We start from the raw sequence: 20813 nt of genomic DNA, 5'->3' as shown, positions 1-20813 counted from the left end.
AGCCAGCCAGGGAATGAAATTCCCTGTCTGAAAGCTAAAGTCATCTGAAGACGACTATGTGAAACTAGTGAATAATTAAACCAAGTTTTTTCTAGTCCTCTTCTAGAGGACTTGCACCATTAGACAGGGAATTCTATTCCCTGGCGGTTTGGTTGCTAAACTGGCGGTTTGGTTGCTAAACCAATGAATTTGGTTAGCGGGATGCCACCAACTAAAACCCATCAAACCCTGGTATTATTGGCGCATCTTCTTTAATTTTACGCGGTTTCCACCCCACAATAGTTAAAACTAATACCCCTCATCTCAATTCGGTAAACCCTCTACCCGCATCAAATCCAATTCCCGTTCAAATATTTCATCAATTGGCAACATTTGACCATCAACAGTCATAAATTTATGGTCTTTTGTCGCCCGAATTATTGAACCATCTTCCAAACAATATTCAAATACCTCTTGTTCACCGCGATCGTGCCATTGTGCTACAGGTTGCGTGTAAATATTTCCATTATTATCAATGCTGTACACACTGCATTCAATGCCTTTTTCGACAATTTCTCCAATCGGCATTAATCCATATTCTACTGTCAATATTTCCGTGTCATAACTTAAACAATATTCAGCAAACTTCAACATTTGCTCAAATAATTCATCCGCAACTTTTTTCTGAACACCATTTTTCGCTGCGCCATCCACGAATTTTTCTCGCTGCTTTTGCATCTCCGAAACTTTCTTTTTACCCATCGCCCGACGCAGCAAGTCAGCTTGTCCTAAAGAATATCCAGCCATATCCTGAGCAATTTTCATGATTTGCTCTTGATAGACCATAATTCCATAGGTTTCGTCTAATATTGGTTCCAGAACTTGGTGTTGATAATCAATTTTTTCTCGACCATGTTTGCGGTTAATAAATTTAGGTATCAGTCCCGCATCTAATGGGCCCGGTCGATAAAGTGCCAAAATTGAAGAAATATCTTCTATATTAGAAGGTTTCAAATCTCGCACGATCTGACGCATACCAGAAGATTCTAATTGAAATATTCCTTCTAACTCACCTGCTTCTAATAACTCATAAGTTTTTTGGACATCTTTAGGTAAACTGCTATGTTCACCTTTAGCTAATATCCTCTGGGCTTTTCTTTCTTGGCGAGGAATTTCATCAGGATCAACCCGATATCCTCTCGTTTCTTGAATCAAATCTACAGTTTTTTGAATCAGCGTCAGGTTCCGCAAACCCAGAAAATCCATTTTCAACAAACCCATTGATTCCAAGTCTTCCATGAAATATTGGGTAATTACAGAACCGTCATTATTCTTCTGTAGCGGGACAATTTCATCAAGTGGATCGGCAGAAATTACCACACCTGCTGCATGAACACCAAAAGTTTTGTTAGTTCCTTCAATTCGCATTGCCATATCAAGCCAATGGCGAACATGGGGTTCTTTATCATATTTATCTTTAAACTCTGGTTCTGGAGTTTTATCGGAAACCATTACCTTGAGTTTCGTTGGTTTCCCGCGTACCACAGGAATCATTTTCGCCATTTTGTCAGCTTCCCCATAGGGAATATTTAATACTCTGGCGACATCTTTCAAAACTGCTTTAGAAGTTAGGCGGTTAAAAGTAATAATTTGAGCAACTCTATCTGCGCCGTATTTCTCAGTGACATAATCAATAACTTTATCCCGTTGTTCAATACAGAAATCCGTATCAATATCAGGCATGGATTTCCGTTCTGGGTTCAAGAAACGCTCGAATAGTAACCCATGATGTACAGGATCAATATTAGTAATTCGCATCGCATAAGCGACTAATGAACCAGCCGCCGAACCCCGACCTGGCCCTACAGGAATATTATTATCTCTAGCAAATTTGATGTAGTCCCAAACAACTAAAAAGTATTTGGAAAAACCCATCTGCTGAATCATTTTCAGTTCGTATTCCAATCTTTCTTTATAGACGGAATCAACTTCCTGGCGAGATTTGCGATTTAAGCGTTCTAAAAGTCCGTTCCATGCAACATCTTCGGCGTAAGTGTCAGCAGTATGACCAGAGGGAATGGGAGGTGTAGGAATCTGAGGCTCACCCATGATATGGTAAGGCTCGACTTTATCAGCGACTTCTTCCGTAGTTGCGATCGCTTCGGCAATTACATCATCCGGCAAATGGTCGCGAAATAACTGCCGCATCTCTTCACCAGATTTGAGATACTCTGTGCCGCTATAACGCATCCGCTTATCTTCAATAATTAATTTGCCCGTTTGGATACATAGCAAAGCGTCGTGGGCTTCAACGTCGAAACAAGAAATAAAATGTGAATCATTAGTCGCAATAATTTTAATGCCTAACTCCCTAGCAATTTTAACTATTTCAACATTCACAATTCGGTCTTCTTGGGAGCCGTGGTCTTGAATTTCTAGATAATAATCATCACCAAATACATCTTTATACCACTGAGCAACTTTCCGGGCTGCATCTGGTCTATTACTAAGAATGGCTTGGGGAACTTCTCCACCCAAACAAGCGCTGGTGACAATCAAGCCTTCATGGTATTGTTTTAGTAAATCTTTATTAATACAAGGACGAGAAAAAATTCCTTTGCCTTGAACACCTTGAAGGTGAGAAATTGTAGTTAATTTTACTAAATTTTTGTAACCTTTGGTATTTTTAGCTAAAACAACTTGATGATATTTCGGGCGGCGTTCTTGTTTTTCAATATCGCCATTAATTACATACATTTCATTGCCGATAATCGGCTTAATATTTTGACTACGGCAGATTTTTATTAGTTCAACGGCTCCATACATGACACCATGATCGGTAAGAGCGATCGCTTTCATTCCCAGTGCGATCGCTCGATCTACCAACTCTGGTAGCTGACTTGCCCCATCAAGTAGACTGTAGTCACTGTGAATATGTAAAGGCACAAAAGACATAAGCATCTCCAACCACAAGCCAAGATATCTCTAGGGGCCTACCTTGTGGTATACCCTTTCGAGGCAGATTTTGCAAAGCAACGGAATCTTAGATTAACAGTTTTTAACCAAAATTAAAGCTGTTCTTTTTCGGGAATTATCACTATCATTAGTGTTGTTTTAATAGTTACAGCAGTTAAACAGTACCTAGCCAATGAGTCAAACAGAGAGAACTACTTCGCCTGAAACCAAAGCTAGCCCTTGGTGGCAGCGTATCCCTCTCACGTTGCAAATTCTCATCGCCTTAGTAGCAGCGGTCAGCGTCGGAATTACCCTTGGTGCAGGGAATCCCAATCCTAGCAACGCCGCCTTAATCAACAATTTAGCAATTCCGGCTGAATTGGTACTAAAGGCTCTCCGCGCCTTGGCTACACCCCTAATTCTGGTAGCGGTGCTGCATACTTTGATGACTACCAATATCCCTGGTACAGCCGGACGGCGGTTGGCAGTGTTACTTTTAACTAACACTACCGTAGCTATTTTGGTGGGACTGTTCGTAGCCAATGTACTGCGTCCGGGGACTTGGGGCAATGTAAACACCTCAATAAGTACGGCAATAACTGCTCAGAGTCTCGATCCTTGGGGAATACTCAAAGATGCTGTACCCGAAGCTGTCCTCAAGCCATTGGTTGATAATAATGTCATCCAGCTGATTGTGATTGCCCTAAGTTTTGGCATCGTCCTGCGGGGCTTAAAATCTGAACAAATCGCCCAAGGGAAGAATGGATTCCAGCCGATAGAGGATGTCATCGGAATTTTATTTGAAGCGGTAGTCCGCATCCTCAACTGGGTAATTGCTTTAGTGCCGTTCGCAGTCTTTGGGATTGTGGCTAAAACTATTGCGATGCAGGGCTTTGCCCCATTTAAATCTTTAGGTGCATTTATCGTCGCCGTATTATTAGCACTGGTATTGCAGGCTTGCTACTACCTGATCAGAGTAAAATTTGGTTCTTGGGTACACCCGCTAAAATTCCTAGCTGGTGGTTCTGATGCGTTTTTGACAGCTTTCTCAACTTCTTCCTCTGCGGCAGCAATGCCCATAACCTTTGAGGTTTTGCAAACAAAAGTCGGTTTAAGGGAATCTTCTGCTGCCTTGGGGGCATTAGTTGGGGCAAATTTTAATAATGATGGTACTGCCCTCTATGAAGCAATGTCTGCGTTGTATATTTCCCAACTAATTGGGCAACATTTGAGTCTGACACAGCAGTTAATTGTCATCCTTACCTCGATTTTTGCATCGGTAGGTGCGGCAAATATTCCCAATGCGGGACTGGTAACGATGACACTGGTGTTCACTTCTGTCGGCTTACCTACCCAGTACATCGCTTTGCTAGTTACTGTAGACTGGTTTTTGGATCGCTGCCGTACCGCGATTAATGTTATGGGAGATATGACTGTTAGCGCTCTACTTGACGGCAAAAAGCCACGTTCTGTAGACGAGGCTTAGTTTGCCAGCTTTTATTTGAGTTCAGCAGCTTGTCAAATATCTAATGCTGTTGAGGTCCTTTGGCGTCACATGCTTTAGTCCAGCAACGTTCTAAAAGTTGCAGACGCCAGATCAATACAAAGCGTTGGGGATTCAATACTAATTTAGTATCGCTACTAAATAAGGGCTGGTTCAGATACTGCCAAAGAGGAAATTTAATTTTGGTGTGTTTTGGAGTCATAAAAACAAGAAAAATAATATAAAAGTTGTGTCTAGGAATTACCTAATACTGTTTTTCTAGTTAAAGGCTACCCTGCGTTTTTGCTATTGTCTTTGTGGCAATTGCGGAATTCCAGCAAGTGAATTTATGTTGTTTACGCTTTAATACTGAAATTGCGCGCACCATTTTTCTGATTCCATATCCAGTGAAATATTATGACTTTTCTCAAGATTGCGTGAGATTATCTTTTGCTATACAAGTCTTGAAGTCTGTTTGTAGCTTAGACTACTATTTTTTATTTTTCAGCAAGCCCTATTTAAGTTTGTATGTAAATTTATGTAACTAATGATTTTGATATGTAATTTAAATGTGGAACAGCTTATCCCCTACATTCCCAGAATTAAACTTGACTGCTAAACAGATTTTTAAAGCTGGGCGTTCAGAAAATCAATTATGACCGCAGTGCTGACACTCCCATCGGGCCACGAGTCACGCCTAATTGATTTTGCAACTTCAATTCACGCCAGAGTTGGGAACCAGTAATTTCGCCTTGCAATAATTGACTATAAAAATATATTGTTTTACTCACTTGCTCTGGTGTTTCATTCACAAACTCGATGCGAAAGTGACGTAATCCCAGTTCTATAAGGCGCTGTACGTACTCGGCTCCCGTTTGAGCAGTGCCGTTAAATACAGTATTACGGCAACCTACATCTGCTTTGATGACGTGTTCGCTGCCTACACGGTCTTTTAATTTCACTTCCTGTTTTTCACAAGGTCGTCCACAGTTGGTGTAATCTGTACCCGTCGAGAGAAAGGCGCAAAAAACACAATGTTCCATGTGAAACATTGGTATATGTTGATGGATTGTCACTTCAAACCACTGGGGTGGACAACTGGTGAGCAGGTCTTGCAGTTGGGTAATATTCAGGTCATAGGATGCCGTCAGCCGTTCTAAACCAAAGTGTTGCTGAAAGTAGTCTGCTGTTAAGGGATTAGCAACGTTGAGCGAAAAATCTCCAATGCAACGGTCTTGAGCAAAGAATTGCAATTGGTCATAGTTCCGTATCAGATAGCCATCTGCTTCCGAGGCACGTACTTGCTGTAAAATCCAATTTTCCCCCGGTTTAGTAATTCGGGGTGGTGCAACCCAAATTGTGGGAAGTTGGGAGTTAGGAGCGATGCCCTGAGCCTGTCGAAGGGTTAGGAGTGCTGAGTTATGAGTTAAAAGTGAAGAATTTTCTGCTTTGTTTTTTTGCTGTTGCTGGCGCACCATTTGCACCGCTTCTTGGTAGGCACGGGGGTCTTCAAATTCACAGTACAGTGTTTCAACACCAGCTTTGAGGGCGGCTTGGAGTTGCTTGAGATTTCGTACTAGGACGATGAGTGAGGGAGATGTAGCTTTAGCTTCCCGCAGGGTGGGAGATGAGGGGAGTAAGTTTTGGAAAGAGACATCACAATGTAATTGCCAGCGTTTGGGTTGACTTCGCAATTCTTCCAACTGTGCTACGATTTCCCGCCGCATCCGGTTTAATTCACTTACGGGTAGCATAATAGCACCGCTGAGGTGGTTGGTTAGTGTTCCTAAACAGAAAGGGGTGTTACCCAAACGACCAAATTGTTCTTGTAAACGGTCTGTATCTAGGGGTTTGGTGTGCGCTTCAACTAGTGAAATTGCGGACTCTACCTGTACAATATTACCAAGTTGATCACGAGCGATCGCAATCAACGCCTGACCAACTTCTCCATAAATTTCTACATTAATGGGACGCTGAAATTGGGGATTTTCGCCAGCAAAACTCTGACGCACTTGCTTATCGAGTTCTGGATCGCTGGTTTTCCAAATGCGATCGCCTATATGCACTCGGCGCAGGTTCAAGTCATTTCGCCCAAAGGTCAGCATGGTTTCATTACCTTTGTGTACCACAGCATAAACCCGGCCACCTTCTTCCTTCGCCTCTGGATGACCGCAGTCAAACACAATTCCATCCCCTGGTTTTACAGGTGCTTCTAGTTTGACTGTTACCTGTTCGTTGTGAATGCGGCTGACTTCACCTAAATAAACCCCACGTTTTTTACCAAAACGGGCGTGAACTAGTTCTTGATTATTAATTCCGCCAAACCAACCCGTGTAGAGTCCGCGAGAAAATGCCATTTCTAGGTTGTAATGTTCTCGATCTGATTGACCTCTCCCCCAACCCCTCTCCGTTTCGGAGAGGGAGCCTTTTGTTCCCCCTTCCCTGATAGGGAAGGGGGTTAGGGGGTTAGGTCTTTCCAATTGCGTCATTACACTATCCAAAGCTTGCCGATAAACACGGGTGACATTAGCAACATACTCTGGAGCCTTCAAACGACCTTCAATCTTGAGACAAGTTACTCCAGATTTCACCAAATCGGGCAAAACATCTAACCCTGCTAGGTCTTGAGGACTGAGTAAATATTTGCGCTCTTTTAAATTTACAACTTCCCCATCGGCGATTAAATCGTAGGGCATCCGGCAAGCTTGGGCACATTCACCTCGGTTAGCAGAACGTCCGCCTAAAGCCTCACTAGTCAAACACTGACCGGAATACGCTACGCACAAAGCACCGTGAACAAAAACTTCCAAAGGCAGCGACGTTTCCTGTTGGGCAATCTGCTGCTGTATTTTATTGATTTCTTTGAGAGAACATTCACGCGCCAATACCACCAATTGACAGCCAAGAGATTTGGCAAATTCCACCCCAGCCGCACTGGTAATTGTCATTTGCGTGGAAGCATGGATGGGAAAATCGGGCGAAAGTTGACGGATGAGACGGCATATACCGATATCTTGAACGATCGCTGCATCCACACCAGCTGCAATAATTGTGCGGAGATATTGCTGTGCTTCTGCTAGTTCTTTGGGAAATATGAGTGTGTTGACGGTGACATAACCCTTTACGCCCCGACGGTGCAGGAATGCCATCAATTGGGGTAAGTCCGCCTCAGTAAAATTTTGTGCCCGCATTCTGGCGTTAAACCGATCCAAACCGAAGTAAATCGCATCTGCCCCATTTTCCACAGCAGCTTTAGCACATTCCCAATTACCTGCTGGCGCAAGTAATTCAGGACGTTGAAGAGAAAGTTGGGAAGAAGGGCGATCGCTTTTCATTATATTTAGAGAGAATTAACTAGCACCATAGTGATTTTATCGAAGTTATTGGGGGATGGGGCGTTCCCCAAAGGGGTTGCCGTAGGCATCGCTTTCTCCTCTGCGGTTTATTCAATCCTCTTCTCCTCTGCATCTGGAGTAAGTAGACAGGCGAGAAGAAACAGAACTATATTAAATTTAGTTAAAAAAAGTTTCGCTAAGTTCTCAATGTATTAACAAAATGGAAATTCTTAAATCAAGTGCCGCCATAAATTGGAATTAAACCTGTGCCTGCTAAAGATGCCTTTCATACAGTTGTCAAAACAGCACTTGAGAAAGATGGCTGGTTAATCACTCACGATACTTATGCTCTACAGGCAGGAACCCTTGAATTATATGTTGATTTAGGAGCAGAAAAAGTTATTGCAGCCGAAAAACAAGGACAAAAAATAGCTGTTTAAATTAAAAGTTTTCTAAGTCCGTCAAAAATTACAGAACTTTATGCTGCATTAGGACAATTTATTATTTACCGAATTGCTTTACAAAAACAAGAAGCTAATCGCACTTTATATTTAGCAGTTCATAGTACTGTTTACAATGAGTTTTTTATCCTTCCATTTATCCAATCTGTAATTAAAACTAATCAACTCTGTTTACTAATTTATAATATTGAACAGGAGGCGATCGCAGAATGGCAAAGCTAAACGAATATCGAGAATATATTAAGAATTTACTTCAACAACACGCCAGTATTGTTTGGGATAATCGTATTCAAGCACAGACAATTTTTGATACAGAACACGATCGTTATCAATTAGTTTATGTAGGTTGGCGCGAACAAGACCGCATATATTGGCCTGTTCTCCATCTAGATATTATTGACGATAAAATCTGGATTCAGCAAGATGGGACAGAGGTAGGAATTGCTAATGAATTGGTTGAATTAGGTGTCCCAAAAGAGGATATTGTTTTAGGTTTTCAGTTACCCTCTGTACGAAAATATACAGAGTTTGCTGTTAGTTAATTGAACTTCTTAAAAATAGCGATCGCTCTCTCATCTGTAATTTATTAATTTAAGTTAGATTTCCAGCCGCGTTCAATGATTGTATCTGCGATCGCTCTGCATCTTCTGGTTAAAAAGAGCGATCGCTTTTCTTTGTTAGCATTGGCGATTCGTTAAAAAGAGCGATCGCTATTAGACAGAATTGAACTTGCATTAGTAATTGTTAGACAACATATCAATTGGGGAATACTGAGTAAAGTGTAGATATTTTAGCAATCAGGAGAAGATTATGACTATACCATTAACAGTAACTTTTACACTTGCTAGTTGGATTGCCAAAGGGCTGCAAGATGGAACTTTAGTAAGGGTTGGAGGTGTAATTATAAACGCAACAAGCAAACATATTGTTACTTGGTTAAGAGAATCCAATAATTCTCCAATTTCAGCACTAAGTTCTTCCCCTAACAATTTACTCAACCTTGCTTTCTCTGGTGCAAATCTTGTTGCTTCTGGGGCAAATGCTGCTGCTACAAGACAAGGATTAGCTGATGTCAGTGGACGCTTGGGTGGAGTTGAACAAGCAAGTCTAGGCAACATAGCTGTTTCAAGGGTAAATCTGATTGGAACAGTCGCTAATGCGGCTATTTCTGGGAAAGGATTCGCCGATGTCAATGGACGTTTAGGTGGGATTGAAAATCAGTTAGGGGAAATTGGGCAGAATCTGCAATTAACTCAAGGTTTTTTGCAAGTAACTACTGCTGCTAGTGTACTTAATCTAGGTGTTTCAGTAATGGGCTTTGCTGTAATAGCACAGCGTCTCAATGAGCTAGAAAAACGCCTAAAACAAGCGGAAGAACTATTGAACAAAGTCAACCGCAAAATTGACCTGAGTTTCTATGCTAATTTCCATGCTGGAATAGAATTAGCACTTAATGCTTTCACGATGACTAAACCTGAAAATCGTAGAAGCAGTGCCTTACAAGCTATCAATCGCTTCTTAGAAGCAGAACATATTTACAAAGATTACACAGTTAATGAACTTTCCCAGAAAAGCCCAATTATTGACAAATATATACTGACATTATCTCTAGCCTATATTGCGGAAGCACGTTGTCACTTAGAACTAGAAGAACATGAGACAGCGCTTCGTCGTTTTCAAGAAGGAGCAAAATTTATCAGGTTGCTGCTTCACAAATATATTGAACTCATGCTTACTTCTAATCCAGCAGCATACTTACATCCTCAGTTTAAAGGTCAGATTGATTTACATAAACTAACCCAAATTTACCAATGGATTGACCCGAATTTTAATGAAAATACAGTTTTCGAGATGCAACGCGAGAATATGTTTAAACTAACTCAAAGTCATGATGAATGGTTATCATCACTTCCATCGGCAATTGTAGATCGTAGTGAAATTCAATGGGGCATATTCGGAGGAAATCCTACTCCATTCACAGGGAGATTTGAAAAAGAAGCTTACAAACGTCTTCCCCAAGTGTTTGAAGTAATGGAATCTATGATTGAAACCAATCGCCGCTTTGAATCTTACCAAACAGAAGTACAAGCAATATCCCAATTAGGAATCAGCTTTCATGACTGGCTTAATTTAACACCATCTACAGAAATTAAACCAGACGGCGCAGAATTAATGTATATAATTCCATCCAAACCTTTAGAGTTGTAACCTTCCATGTGAACTAAGTACAGCATTTCACTCGTAGCGAATTAAATTTAGCAAGACTCCGCGTTCCTCTGCGTTTAAAAACGCTACTATTTGAAGTAAAGCTGTATTAAGTTCGCTATTTTCCTAAGTCAAAGGCTTTTTAACTTCACACTGCATCAGCCCCTTCGCTCTTTTTACAAACTTTTCATCAAATGTGTAAAACTCAGAACAGTGCTGACTATGGATTAGATGAAAAGCATCAGCAAAATCTAAACCATTTTCATGCAACTGGATTAATTGAGCAATTAAGCTGGGATTGGTAAGGTAAATATTAGGCAAACCAAACAGGTTTTTCAAAGCTGTACAAATCTCATCTGATTTCAATTTGTATGCAAACCTTAATACCCATTCAGTCTCAAGTATTACTGTATCCGTAATAAAAATATCTTGAGTCTGGAAAATTTCTCTGCTCTTTTGAAACTGCAATTCATCATCTTGAGTCAAAAATCTAACAATTATATTTGTATCAACTGCAATCATGCCACGATTCCTCTATACCTTGGCGAATTGCATTATCCATATCCTCAAGAGTTTTAGGTTTTCCCTGATATTTTAAACAACCTGCTACATCATCTAATTTAGTTTCTGCAAAAGGTTTCTTAGGCTTTAAAAGAATTCCATCACCCATATCAATAATAATAAATTCTTGACCTACTTCCCATTGATGAGCTTCCCGCAAAGATTGGGGAATAATTACTTGTCCTTGGGGAGACAATTTGGTAATTTCCATTAATTTAAGAAGTAAAAAACTAAAAGTAATATAAAAATTTTAGCATTTTTGATTATCCCCATTTCTCCTCTTCCTCTGTGTTCTCTGCGCCTCTGCGGTTCATAAAAAAGGACGAACCAAAAAGTTCGCCCGTAACATAGTATTATGCTGTTGCTAAATCCAAACCTAAATCTAAATCTTTGCTTCTTCTCTTACCAACTTATCCCAACCCAAATCTTTCAAATTATTATTCCGACGCAACGGACGAGTCACCAACTCTAACATGTCACGCGCATTCGTAAAGCCGTGAATTTGAGCAAAAGTGAACTCCACAGACCACTTAGTATTAATACCGCGTGCTTCCAATGGGTTAGCGTGAGCCATACCAGTAATTACCAAGTCTGGTTTCAACTCATAAATTCGTTGAAGTTGATTGTAATTATCCGGCTTCTCTACAATCTTTGGCAGGGGTGAATTCATTTCCTGGCAAGTTTTCTCCAGCAATGCTAACTCAGCAGCTTGATAGCGCTTATCCATGTAGGGAATGCCGATTTCGTGAACTGTCATCCCACAACGGATTAAGAATCTTGCTTGGGAAATTTCCAGCAAGTTATCACCCATGAAGAATACAGACTTACCGCGAATCAGTTTCACGTAATCTTCCAAGCCTGCCCAAATTTGGGCTTCCCGTTCATCCAAACCCTTGGGAGTAATACCGAACACCGAGCAGATTTTCTCAATCCAAGCGCGGGTTCCATCGGGGCCAATGGGGAAGGGTGCGCCAATGAGTTTACACTTGCGGCGACGCATTAAGGTGGTAGCTGTGCGGCTGAGGAAGGGGTTGACACCAGCGACATAATACCCTTCTTCCAGTACTGGCAATTCTGTGAAGCGCTTCGCGGGTAGCCAGCCGGAAACCTTGATGCCTTGTTTCTTCAGTTCCAAGGTTAACTGAGTAACTACGGGGTCAGGAAGGGAGCCAAAGAGAACTAAGGGTGGATGATCTACGTACTCAGACTCATCTTGGGCGACATCTTCTTTCTTCTTACCAAAGTTGAGCAATTTAGCGATCGCATTACGTTCACTTTTTTCTGTTTCCGCCACCGGAGCCTTATCAGGGCAACGGTTAGCCATTGCTGCTAATACAGTGTCTTCCCCTTGGGTAAAGGCGTAATCTAGACCATTTGCCCGCGCTACAACGATGGGAATCCCGATTTCAGATTCTAGTTTCGGTGCCAAACCTTCCAAATCTGTTTTGATAATTTCTGTAGTGCAAGTGCCAATCCAGACAATTACACTAGGATTGCGATCGCGTTTAATTTGCAAGCATAACCGCTTTAACTCTTCATAATCACTCAGCTGTGCCGAAATATCGCCTTCTTCCAACTCTGCCATTGCATAGCGGGGTTCAGCAAAAATCATCACCCCCATCGCGTTTTGCAGGAAGTAGCCACAAGTTTTTGTCCCAATCACCAAAAAGAAGCTATCTTCAATTTTTTGATATAACCACGCCACGCAGCTAATTGGGCAAAAGGTATGGTAATTCCCGGTTTCACATTCAAAGCTTAAAGCTTCTGGTTGTTGAGCGACAGTCATTTTGGTTTTTTCTCCCCTTGATATTTAATGGCAGTTCAACCAATTTCAGATTTTAGACTTCGGCTTTGCTCAGTCGAACGATTGATAATTTTGGATTGAAGGCTGGGACAACAAAAGTATCCGCTGTCTAACGACAATTTCCCTAATTCCTCATCCAAAACCCCAAATCTAAACCTTAAAATTGCGAAGAACGGCAATAATTAAGCGTTGGGGAAGAGGCGGGCAATTTCTGATTCATCAAAAACGCCTGCTGGCAGTTCTTCCCCTAAAAAATCGTTATTTTCTTCAGCCTTTTGTAAAGCTGTTTCATCACCCCAGACATCTGATAACACGTCTTTAAACGCATTCTCATCTAGTGGACTATCTCCAAGCCCCTCGTCTTCGTCTTCATCCAGCTTTACTTCCGTTGCAGCTGTTGTATCGAAGGCAATTTCCCCAAACTCATCTGCTTCTATAGAGTTTTGGAGAGACTCATCTTTTGAGTTGTGTCCGTTGGTTAAGGAAATATCGCCAAAGCCATTTTCCGTTTCTTCCAACTCGCTGATTGCCAGGCTTTCATCCTCAGAATCCACCATTGTGAACTCTTCAACTACCGCCACCGCCGCAAAGCCATTTGTATGAGCGTGTGTCAATGTTTCATCTTCAGGCTTTTCATCAATGACATCTGCTGCTTCTTCTACGTATTTCTCTACATCTGGGTTGACGACAAAGCGATTACCGAGAGCTAAATCTGGGTCAAAATGCAAATCCAGCACCTCAATTAGGGTATCGGCGTCAGGATTGAGTTTGGCAAAGGGCAGCATTAACTGCGCTAGTTTTGGCTCTAGGGCGTTAAGAACTCCCAGGATGAGGTAGGAAGGTGGTCGCTTCCCGCCATCAGGGGTGTACACCGATTCCACTTCCATGTGGAGGGTAATCCAGTCTCGATTATTCTGGAAAAATTGCAACCACTTTTGCTTTATTGAATCTGTAAAGCTGTGAAAGAATGCCATGTTATTGTCCCCCATCCTGAGAACTTGGTGATTTATACAATCATCAAGTCTAGTTCCTCTTCTGAATTAGGAACCTGGGGTTTACCCGGATTTAGATAAAAATCGGACAACAAAGCGAACAGCTCCCGATCTGGTGTGTCATTAGGTACAACACCTTCGGGACGGGCTAGAATTTGGTCGGCGATGTTTAGGTAGTAGTCGCAAACGTAGTCTAGGGAAGGATCTTGCTCTGCCATTTCAAACAAAGTTTTGCCTTTCACACGGGAAACGCGGATATCTTCGATTAAAGGTAAAACTTCTAGAACTGGCATGGGCACTGCTTCTATATATTTTTCAATCAAGTCGCGCTTGGAGGTGCGATTGCCAATTAACCCAGCTAGACGCAGTGGGTGAGTTCTTGCTTTTTCGCGGACTGAAGCAGCGATCCGATTGGCAGCAAATAAAGCATCAAAGCCGTTGTCTGTAACAATCAGGCAGTAATCTGCATAGTTGAGTGGTGCTGCAAAACCACCACAAACTACGTCACCCAGAACGTCAAAAAGAATTACATCGTACTCATCAAAGGCGTTGAGTTCTTTAAGTAATTTTACGGTTTCACCGACTACGTAGCCGCCACATCCAGCACCCGCAGGTGGGCCACCAGCCTCTACGCAATCAACACCGCCGTAGCCTTTATAAATTACATCTTCCGGCCAGACATCTTCGTAGTGATAGTCTTTTTCTTGGAGGGTATCGATAATTGTCGGAATCAAAAACCCAGTCAGGGTAAAGGTACTGTCATGTTTGGGGTCGCAACCAATTTGCAGCACTTTCTTGCCACGTTTAGCTAGGGCGACGGATATATTACAGCTAGTTGTGGATTTACCGATACCACCTTTTCCGTAGACTGCTAGTTTCACTGTTGTTTCCCTCTTATAGCTTCTTGTCAAACTTGTGGCTCAAACATTTGCCTTCACCTTTCCTGAGATGGCGATGCGTGAGGTCTGTTGATGTCATTATTGGGCAAATTACCTAGAAAGGAAAGTGGCTCCTAATCTGTAAAACGGTCTTATACGATGAATTCAATCTTAATTATGCATATTTGGCTTTTTAGCAGCTTTAAAGACTTTAAAAGCCCTTAAAAGAGTTATTAAAAAGTTTTTATTAATTATTTTTATAAAAATAGTTACAAAAAACAAAAAACTGAAATCGGCTTTTTTGAATGCTTTTCATAGAATTAGCTGATGTTATGACAACGTGTTTTCAAGGCATTGGGGCGCATGGTTAAGGTTAAAGAGAGGTATATGCAGCCTGATGCTGGAAATACTACTAGAATTTGCGTTAGCGTAGCTCACCGTTCGCGCAGCGTTCTGCAGGAAAGGTATCGCAGATAAATTGCCAGTTTTCAACCGATAGATAAGACTGTTTAATTGCTGCTTGAGAGTAAGTTAGTGTGATTTTGTAAAAATTTATTAAATTACCAGATATTGTCTAAGATTATTAAAATCTTTCGGCTGCCGCCTTGTTCACAGGCGGCAGACTATTAATGGGCATTCTCAGACAGATACTGGGAAGGAGGCAAATCAGGACACCTCAGTTTCAAGTCCGTGGATTTCCTGTAATGTTTGCCAGCCAGCTTGCCACTGGGAGTTATCTTGTAATAATTTGGCATTTATCCAAAAACGGACTTTCGGATCGCAAGCAGAAACCATTTCGGCATAAACCCACTTAGCCTGATTTTTACGATTGACAACTTGGAAGTGCCGCCAGCCATCAACTTTTCGCTGTGCTGTCCACTTAGAACCAACTAGGTAAGGAAATTTTTGTTTTTTAGTCATTTTTTATTCGTGATTTGTCATTTGTCATTGGGAAAACATTTTCTTTATCCCAAATTTGCAATATTCAATTAAAATGTCACCAAATCACCATTACGGGTAAACTTTTGGCAATGCAACTCACTATCTTGCTGGACACATAGCGAAAACCATCTGATATGGCTCCAGCAAGTGTTGATGTTGTTGGTAATTTTGCGCTTTTTCTTGCAAAGGCGTTGTCTTACAACTTCATTAGGGCAAAGAATTTCTAACGTGCCTGTACCATCTTCGTAATCGACGATGCGAAATAGACAGTCTTGCAACATAGCACGGCTGCTGCTGTCGAAGAACCGCTTAAATCGCTGTAGCTTTTCCCCTTCAGTCATTTGGCTAATGGGTTTTATTTTCAAGAAATCCTCATCCTCAAAATCAAAGTCATCATCTTCAAAGTCGTAGGGGTCAATCATTTTTCAGCATCCACTAAGCGACCTGGAATTATGGTAGCTCTGTGTGGGGGCAAGAGGAGAATAGTAGGGGCAAGGTAAAAGAACTTCATTATCACATCTATTAATAGCAGCGACAGAGTTGTGTGGAGATTTGCTCAAACAAATCAGATGCTCCTACTCACAGCCAATCGCAGAATGAAAGGAAAGGATTCCCTAGAGCAAGTATTGCAGGAAGAAAATACGGCGACTTCGTTTCCTGTGATCACGATTGGAGATACCGATCGAGTTTTGAATGACCCTGATTACCAGCATCTCTGTGTTAACCGCCTACTTGAAATTGTTCTTTATATTGAAAATTACATGGGGACACGTAGAATTTTCATTCCATAAGTTGTTCTGCTTGTTGTGCAATGAAAAAGAATCGCACATAGGAAAATCAGAACTAGGGGAAAATACGACTTTTACAAGACGTGAACACCGATCTAGGCGATCGCTCCCCTCTTCATACAATATCTATTAACAGCAGAAATTATCTTTACTTGGTGTTCTGGTGGTAGCCTCTGACAAGCTGCTGCACCTCTACGTTCCTGAAAAAGCCTATGCAACCTACTAATCCTAACCAATTTACAGAAAAAGCCTGGGAAGCGATCGCCCATACCCCGGATATTGTTAAACAATATCAACAACAGCAAATTGAAAGCGAACACCTGATGAAAGCGCTGCTAGAACAAGATGGTCTAGCAATTGGGATTTTCACCAAAGCGGGTGTTAATCTTCAAAAGCTGCGCGATCACACCGAACAATTTTTTCAACGTCAGCCGAAAGTATCTGGTAATAGTACCTCAGTATACTTAGGACGGAGCTTAGATACACTTCTAGATCGAGCAGATGGGTATCGCAAAGAGTTTCAAGATGAATATATTTCAATTGAACACTTATTGCTGGGTTATGCCAAAGATGACCGTTTTGGCAAAGCTTTATTCCAAGAGTTTGGTTTAGACGAAGGCAAACTCAAAAATATTATTAAACAAGTTCGTGGGAGTCAAAAAGTGACCGATCAAAATCCAGAAGGCAAATACGAAGCACTGGAAAAATACGGGCGCGACCTTACAGAAGCCGCGCGTAAAGGTCAACTCGATCCAGTGATTGGGCGAGATGATGAGATTCGCCGCACTGTGCAAATTCTCTCTCGCCGCACCAAGAATAACCCTGTGCTAATTGGTGAACCGGGTGTTGGTAAAACTGCGATCGCCGAAGGATTAGCACAGCGCATTATTGCAGGTGATGTACCCCAATCTCTCAAAGACCGCAAGCTGATTTCTTTAGATATGGGTGCTTTGATTGCGGGAGCAAAATTCCGGGGTGAATTTGAAGAACGCCTGAAAGCAGTATTAAAAGAAGTTACTGAATCTGGCGGCAATATTGTTTTATTTATTGATGAAATTCACACCGTTGTCGGCGCTGGTGCTACTCAAGGCGCAATGGATGCGGGTAACTTATTAAAACCGATGTTGGCGCGGGGCGAATTGCGCTGTATTGGGGCAACAACTCTAGATGAATACCGCAAACACATCGAAAAAGATGCCGCACTAGAAAGACGCTTCCAGCAAGTTTATGTCGATCAGCCTAGTGTAGAAGATAGTATTTCGATTTTGCGCGGGTTGAGAGAACGTTATGAAAACCACCACGGGGTGAAGATTTCTGATAGTGCTTTAGTTGCCGCCGCCGTATTGTCGAGTCGTTATATTAGCGATCGCTTCTTACCAGATAAAGCAATTGACTTGGTAGACGAAGCCGCCGCGAGATTGAAAATGGAAATTACCTCCAAACCAGAAGAACTCGACGAAATCGATCGCAAGATTCTGCAATTGGAAATGGAGAAGCTATCGCTGCAAAAAGAAAGCGATGCCGCTTCTCGTGAACGTCTAGAAAGATTGGAAAAAGAAATTGCCGATCTCAAAGAAGAACAAAGAACCCTCAATACTCAATGGCAATCTGAAAAAGATATCATTGACAAAATTCAGTCTGTTAAAAAAGAGATTGAACGAGTCAACTTAGAGATTCAGCAAGCAGAACGCGATTATGACCTTAATCGGGCTGCGGAATTGAAATACGGTAATTTAACTAGTTTGCATCGTCAATTGGAAGCAGTCGAAGCTGAATTGGCAAGCGCTCAAAGAAGTGGTAAATCACTATTACGGGAAGAAGTTACAGAAGGTGATATTGCTGAAATTATTTCTAAATGGACAGGAATTCCCATCAGCAAGTTGGTGGAATCAGAGAAAGAAAAACTGCTGCATTTAGAAGATGAACTGCACCGCCGCGTGGTTGGACAAGAAGAAGCAGTCACAGCTGTAGCCGATGCAATTCAGCGATCGCGCGCTGGATTAGCCGATCCTAATCGTCCCATCGCTAGCTTTATCTTTCTTGGGCCTACAGGTGTGGGTAAAACCGAGTTAGCGAAAGCGCTGGCGGGGTTTATGTTCGATAGCGAAGATGCGCTGGTGCGAATCGATATGTCGGAATACATGGAGAAACACGCCGTCTCTCGCTTAATTGGTGCGCCTCCAGGATACGTAGGCTATGAAGAAGGCGGACAACTTACAGAAGCGATTCGTCGCCGTCCTTACTCAGTGATTCTCTTCGACGAAATCGAGAAAGCACACCCCGATGTCTTCAATATCTTCTTGCAAATTCTCGACGATGGTCGCGTCACTGATGCCCAAGGTCATAAGGTGGACTTTAAGAACGCTATTATCATCATGACCAGCAACATTGGTTCGCAGTACATTCTTGATGTCGCTGGGGATAACGCCCACTATGACGAAATGCGCCGTCGGGTAATGGAGGCAATGCGGAATAGCTTCCGTCCAGAATTCCTGAACCGGATTGATGAAATCATCATCTTCCACGGTTTAGATAAGAAGGAATTACGGCAGATTGTGCTGTTGCAAGTTGAGAGATTGCGCCAAAGATTAAGCGATCGCAAAATATCTCTCAAACTATCGGATGCTGCCCTTGACTTTTTAGCAGAAGTAGGGTATGACCCAGTGTATGGAGCGCGTCCACTGAAGCGGGCGATTCAGCGAGAGTTAGAAACTCAAATTGCTAAATCCATCTTGCGCGGCGAATTCAACGACGGTAACACCATCTTTGTAGATGTGCAAAATGAAAGGTTGTCGTTTAGCCGTTTACCAGTTGAAGTTTTTACCGGATAATTACGCCTGATAAATCACACACAAAAACCCGTTTTCTCACAGAGAGCGGGTTTTTGAATTGTCTATATATAGGTAAAGTGAAAATCCAATCAGCAACGTCTGAATTTTTTATTGAGTCTTACACATAACTTGTCGCATTTTACGCATATTTGCTGGCAACTCTAAATTCATCGCTTGTTGAATAAAAATAGATGGAATCGGAATTAGAGGTGTCGCTTGCACAGTATAAGCAAGTATTGTGCCATTACCACAATCTTGTAGTTCTAAATTGGCGTTAAAGTCCTCAAAAGTCCCATTTACCATGCGAAATTGGATTTGCTGCCCCAGCACTTCTACAACATTGAGGTAAATTTCTACTTGAGCCGTAAAAAAGAAGAAGGCTTTTTGTGCTGCTTGATACAGACGTTTGACTTCACCTTTATGTACTACCTCACTCTTGGTGATATCGGGAAAATATTGTACCCAGCGGGGATAATCAGTTAATTGCTGCCAAACGTGCGATCGCACCATCGGCAAATACATCCAGGCTGTCACTGCGCCACCCGATATCTTGTGCGATCGCGTTTCTAGGAGAATTTCACCCTGTACCAGCAACTTTTGCTTGTCTTGACTCCAAGCCATATCTGAACCTGCAATAATTGAATCTGATATATAAGACGCAGACATAATGATTAAGTTACTCCTCAACTCATCCACCTAAATAGAGTTGAAACTACAAGCCATAAAACTTGATTTAGATCCAACCCATTATTAAATTAGTTCCAGTTTAATACTTATCTTTTCCGGAAAGGATGATTTTTTGCTCATCATTTCAGTTACTTTACTGTAAAAACTGTGTTTCTTATCACAATTAACATAATTAATACTTCAGTAAGTATTGTCAAAGTAATACTTGTAGATGAAAAACTGCGTTGTTAACAGCTAGAATGGCACAAACATGATTTAACATCAAGTACCTTACCTTAACGTTTGCTAACGTTTGGATAGTATCTCTCGGTTTTACGTGTTATTTCTGATGAAACTATAACTTCATCGTAACTTCATATTTTAATTATCAATATCAAGTGTAATGTCTGTTGAGTTGAGAGGAAAATTAGGTGAGTCAATCTTCTTTAAATCGTAGATTAATCCAGATTTTTGGTATACTTCTCGGCATTAGCGTTGCCGTCTGGGTACTTAGAGGTATTGGTATTCTGACTTTTATCCCAGGTGGAATTATTTGGCTCTTGCTACTTGGGGCGATCGCGATCGGAATTATTAGTTACGCTCAAAGGACATGGTGGCGTTTTTAGTCATTTGACTAATGACTTTGCGAAACGGTTTGATTTTCATACCGTAGTCTCGTTTAAGAATTGTAGCTTGCCTATTTTGACTCATTGCCAAAAGTATTTAATAGGGAAGCAATGCCAATAATTTACGAGGGGAAAGGAGCATGGCAAAGTATAAATGTACTGTTTGTGGCTATATATATAACCCAGCAGAAGGCGATCCAGATAGCGACATAGCACCGGGGACAGCCTTTGAAGATATCCCAGAAGATTGGTCATGTCCAACTTGCGGTGCGACAAAAGACGACTTTGAACCTGATGAAGAGTGAAA

At 41.7% G+C, this 20813-nt stretch carries 17 protein-coding genes and 2 pseudogenes; 8 read left to right on the top strand and 11 right to left on the bottom strand.

The genetic code is table 11. From position 1 onward, the window contains the following. Nucleotides 1-303: 303 nt before the first annotated feature. Nucleotides 304-2934, bottom strand: a complete 2631-nt coding sequence (locus tag QUD05_RS30660; RefSeq protein ID WP_289799341.1) for a DNA polymerase III subunit alpha — start codon at nt 2932-2934, stop codon at nt 304-306. A 193-nt stretch (nt 2935-3127) separates the two neighbouring features. On the opposite strand from QUD05_RS30660, the gene QUD05_RS30655 reads away from it, so the two are divergent. Continuing rightward, a complete protein-coding gene (locus QUD05_RS30655; RefSeq protein ID WP_289799340.1) occupies nt 3128-4420 on the top strand; it encodes a dicarboxylate/amino acid:cation symporter in 1293 nt (430 codons plus the stop codon). 40 nt (nt 4421-4460) lie between these two features. Here the strand turns inward: QUD05_RS30655 and QUD05_RS30650 are convergent, their stop codons facing one another. Both QUD05_RS30650 and QUD05_RS30645 read right to left on the bottom strand, forming a co-directional pair. Then, nucleotides 4461-4640, bottom strand: a complete 180-nt coding sequence (locus tag QUD05_RS30650; RefSeq protein ID WP_289799339.1) for a hypothetical protein — start codon at nt 4638-4640, stop codon at nt 4461-4463. Nucleotides 4641-5070: 430 nt separating this feature from the next. Continuing rightward, a complete protein-coding gene (locus QUD05_RS30645; RefSeq protein ID WP_289799338.1) occupies nt 5071-7752 on the bottom strand; it encodes a U32 family peptidase in 2682 nt (893 codons plus the stop codon). 266 nt (nt 7753-8018) lie between these two features. On the opposite strand from QUD05_RS30645, the pseudogene QUD05_RS30640 reads away from it, so the two are divergent. From QUD05_RS30640 to QUD05_RS30630, 3 genes and pseudogenes are all read left to right on the top strand, one after another. Then, a pseudogene (locus QUD05_RS30640) lies at nt 8019-8435 on the top strand (XisH family protein). After that, nucleotides 8423-8755 carry a XisI protein gene (locus QUD05_RS30635; protein WP_289799337.1) on the top strand — a complete coding sequence of 111 codons (333 nt, stop codon included), beginning with the start codon at nt 8423-8425 and terminating at the stop codon, nt 8753-8755. The pseudogene QUD05_RS30640 and the gene QUD05_RS30635 overlap by 13 nt, the downstream one beginning before the upstream one ends. A 268-nt stretch (nt 8756-9023) precedes the next feature. Further along, on the top strand, nt 9024-10421 hold the full coding sequence (locus QUD05_RS30630; protein ID WP_289799336.1) for a hypothetical protein: 1398 nt from the start codon (nt 9024-9026) through the stop codon (nt 10419-10421). 123 nt (nt 10422-10544) lie between these two features. Here the strand turns inward: QUD05_RS30630 and QUD05_RS30625 are convergent, their stop codons facing one another. The 7 genes from QUD05_RS30625 to QUD05_RS30595 all read right to left on the bottom strand — a co-directional run bounded on the left by QUD05_RS30625 (nt 10545) and on the right by QUD05_RS30595 (nt 16017). Beyond that, entirely contained in the window at nt 10545-10940 is a 396-nt protein-coding gene (locus QUD05_RS30625; protein WP_289799335.1) for a type II toxin-antitoxin system VapC family toxin, read from the bottom strand. Beyond that, nucleotides 10927-11190: an AbrB/MazE/SpoVT family DNA-binding domain-containing protein gene (locus QUD05_RS30620; protein ID WP_289799334.1), complete on the bottom strand. Its 264-nt coding sequence runs from the start codon at nt 11188-11190 to the stop codon at nt 10927-10929. The genes QUD05_RS30625 and QUD05_RS30620 overlap by 14 nt, the downstream gene beginning before the upstream one ends. Before the next feature lie 171 nt (nt 11191-11361). Further along, the gene (locus tag QUD05_RS30615) at nt 11362-12765 is read right to left on the bottom strand and encodes a ferredoxin:protochlorophyllide reductase (ATP-dependent) subunit N (RefSeq protein ID WP_289799333.1); all 1404 of its coding nucleotides are present in this window, start codon (nt 12763-12765) and stop codon (nt 11362-11364) included. Between the two features lie 200 nt (nt 12766-12965). Beyond that, on the bottom strand, nt 12966-13757 hold the full coding sequence (locus QUD05_RS30610; protein WP_289799332.1) for a DUF5331 domain-containing protein: 792 nt from the start codon (nt 13755-13757) through the stop codon (nt 12966-12968). Nucleotides 13758-13789: 32 nt separating this feature from the next. Next, nucleotides 13790-14656 carry a ferredoxin:protochlorophyllide reductase (ATP-dependent) iron-sulfur ATP-binding protein gene (bchL, locus tag QUD05_RS30605; protein WP_069070723.1) on the bottom strand — a complete coding sequence of 289 codons (867 nt, stop codon included), beginning with the start codon at nt 14654-14656 and terminating at the stop codon, nt 13790-13792. A gap of 663 nt (nt 14657-15319) precedes the next feature. Beyond that, nucleotides 15320-15574, bottom strand: a complete 255-nt coding sequence (locus QUD05_RS30600) for a TIGR02450 family Trp-rich protein (protein WP_289799331.1) — start codon at nt 15572-15574, stop codon at nt 15320-15322. A gap of 68 nt (nt 15575-15642) precedes the next feature. Next, nucleotides 15643-16017 (bottom strand): hypothetical protein, encoded by a 375-nt coding sequence (locus QUD05_RS30595; protein ID WP_289799330.1) that lies wholly within the window; start codon nt 16015-16017, stop codon nt 15643-15645. 96 nt (nt 16018-16113) lie between these two features. On the opposite strand from QUD05_RS30595, the pseudogene QUD05_RS30590 reads away from it, so the two are divergent. Further along, nucleotides 16114-16386 (top strand): annotated as a pseudogene (locus QUD05_RS30590) (ACP S-malonyltransferase); the annotation flags it as partial. A gap of 209 nt (nt 16387-16595) precedes the next feature. Continuing rightward, the gene (gene clpB, locus QUD05_RS30585) at nt 16596-19214 is read left to right on the top strand and encodes an ATP-dependent chaperone ClpB (RefSeq protein ID WP_289799329.1); all 2619 of its coding nucleotides are present in this window, start codon (nt 16596-16598) and stop codon (nt 19212-19214) included. Nucleotides 19215-19322: 108 nt separating this feature from the next. Here the strand turns inward: clpB and QUD05_RS30580 are convergent, their stop codons facing one another. Continuing rightward, nucleotides 19323-19880: an SRPBCC family protein gene (locus tag QUD05_RS30580; protein ID WP_289799328.1), complete on the bottom strand. Its 558-nt coding sequence runs from the start codon at nt 19878-19880 to the stop codon at nt 19323-19325. A 431-nt stretch (nt 19881-20311) separates the two neighbouring features. Between QUD05_RS30580 and QUD05_RS30575 the strand changes: the two genes are divergently transcribed. Together QUD05_RS30575 and rd are read left to right on the top strand one after the other, a co-directional pair. Beyond that, a complete protein-coding gene (locus QUD05_RS30575) occupies nt 20312-20506 on the top strand; it encodes a hypothetical protein (protein WP_289799327.1) in 195 nt (64 codons plus the stop codon). Between the two features lie 140 nt (nt 20507-20646). Beyond that, nucleotides 20647-20811 (top strand): rubredoxin, encoded by a 165-nt coding sequence (gene rd, locus QUD05_RS30570; protein WP_289799326.1) that lies wholly within the window; start codon nt 20647-20649, stop codon nt 20809-20811. The last annotated feature ends 2 nt before the right edge of the window (nt 20812-20813 follow it).

Source organism: Nostoc sp. GT001, assembly GCF_030382115.1.
Lineage (GTDB): Bacteria > Cyanobacteriota > Cyanobacteriia > Cyanobacteriales > Nostocaceae > Nostoc.
This window is presented reverse-complemented; position numbering and strand designations above follow the sequence as displayed.

Bases quoted from the DNA above. Each gene is read 5' to 3' on its own strand.
- QUD05_RS30660 (WP_289799341.1), bottom strand. From the start codon at position 2,934: ATGTCTTTTGTGCCTTTACATATTCACAGTGACTACAGTCTACTTGAT.
- QUD05_RS30655 (WP_289799340.1), top strand. From the start codon at position 3,128: ATGAGTCAAACAGAGAGAACTACTTCGCCTGAAACCAAAGCTAGCCCT.
- QUD05_RS30650 (WP_289799339.1), bottom strand. From the start codon at position 4,640: ATGACTCCAAAACACACCAAAATTAAATTTCCTCTTTGGCAGTATCTG.
- QUD05_RS30645 (WP_289799338.1), bottom strand. From the start codon at position 7,752: ATGAAAAGCGATCGCCCTTCTTCCCAACTTTCTCTTCAACGTCCTGAA.
- QUD05_RS30635 (WP_289799337.1), top strand. From the start codon at position 8,423: ATGGCAAAGCTAAACGAATATCGAGAATATATTAAGAATTTACTTCAA.
- QUD05_RS30630 (WP_289799336.1), top strand. From the start codon at position 9,024: ATGACTATACCATTAACAGTAACTTTTACACTTGCTAGTTGGATTGCC.
- QUD05_RS30625 (WP_289799335.1), bottom strand. From the start codon at position 10,940: ATGATTGCAGTTGATACAAATATAATTGTTAGATTTTTGACTCAAGAT.
- QUD05_RS30620 (WP_289799334.1), bottom strand. From the start codon at position 11,190: ATGGAAATTACCAAATTGTCTCCCCAAGGACAAGTAATTATTCCCCAA.
- QUD05_RS30615 (WP_289799333.1), bottom strand. From the start codon at position 12,765: ATGACTGTCGCTCAACAACCAGAAGCTTTAAGCTTTGAATGTGAAACC.
- QUD05_RS30610 (WP_289799332.1), bottom strand. From the start codon at position 13,757: ATGGCATTCTTTCACAGCTTTACAGATTCAATAAAGCAAAAGTGGTTG.
- QUD05_RS30600 (WP_289799331.1), bottom strand. From the start codon at position 15,574: ATGACTAAAAAACAAAAATTTCCTTACCTAGTTGGTTCTAAGTGGACA.
- QUD05_RS30595 (WP_289799330.1), bottom strand. From the start codon at position 16,017: ATGATTGACCCCTACGACTTTGAAGATGATGACTTTGATTTTGAGGAT.
- clpB (WP_289799329.1), top strand. From the start codon at position 16,596: ATGCAACCTACTAATCCTAACCAATTTACAGAAAAAGCCTGGGAAGCG.
- QUD05_RS30580 (WP_289799328.1), bottom strand. From the start codon at position 19,880: ATGTCTGCGTCTTATATATCAGATTCAATTATTGCAGGTTCAGATATG.
- rd (WP_289799326.1), top strand. From the start codon at position 20,647: ATGGCAAAGTATAAATGTACTGTTTGTGGCTATATATATAACCCAGCA.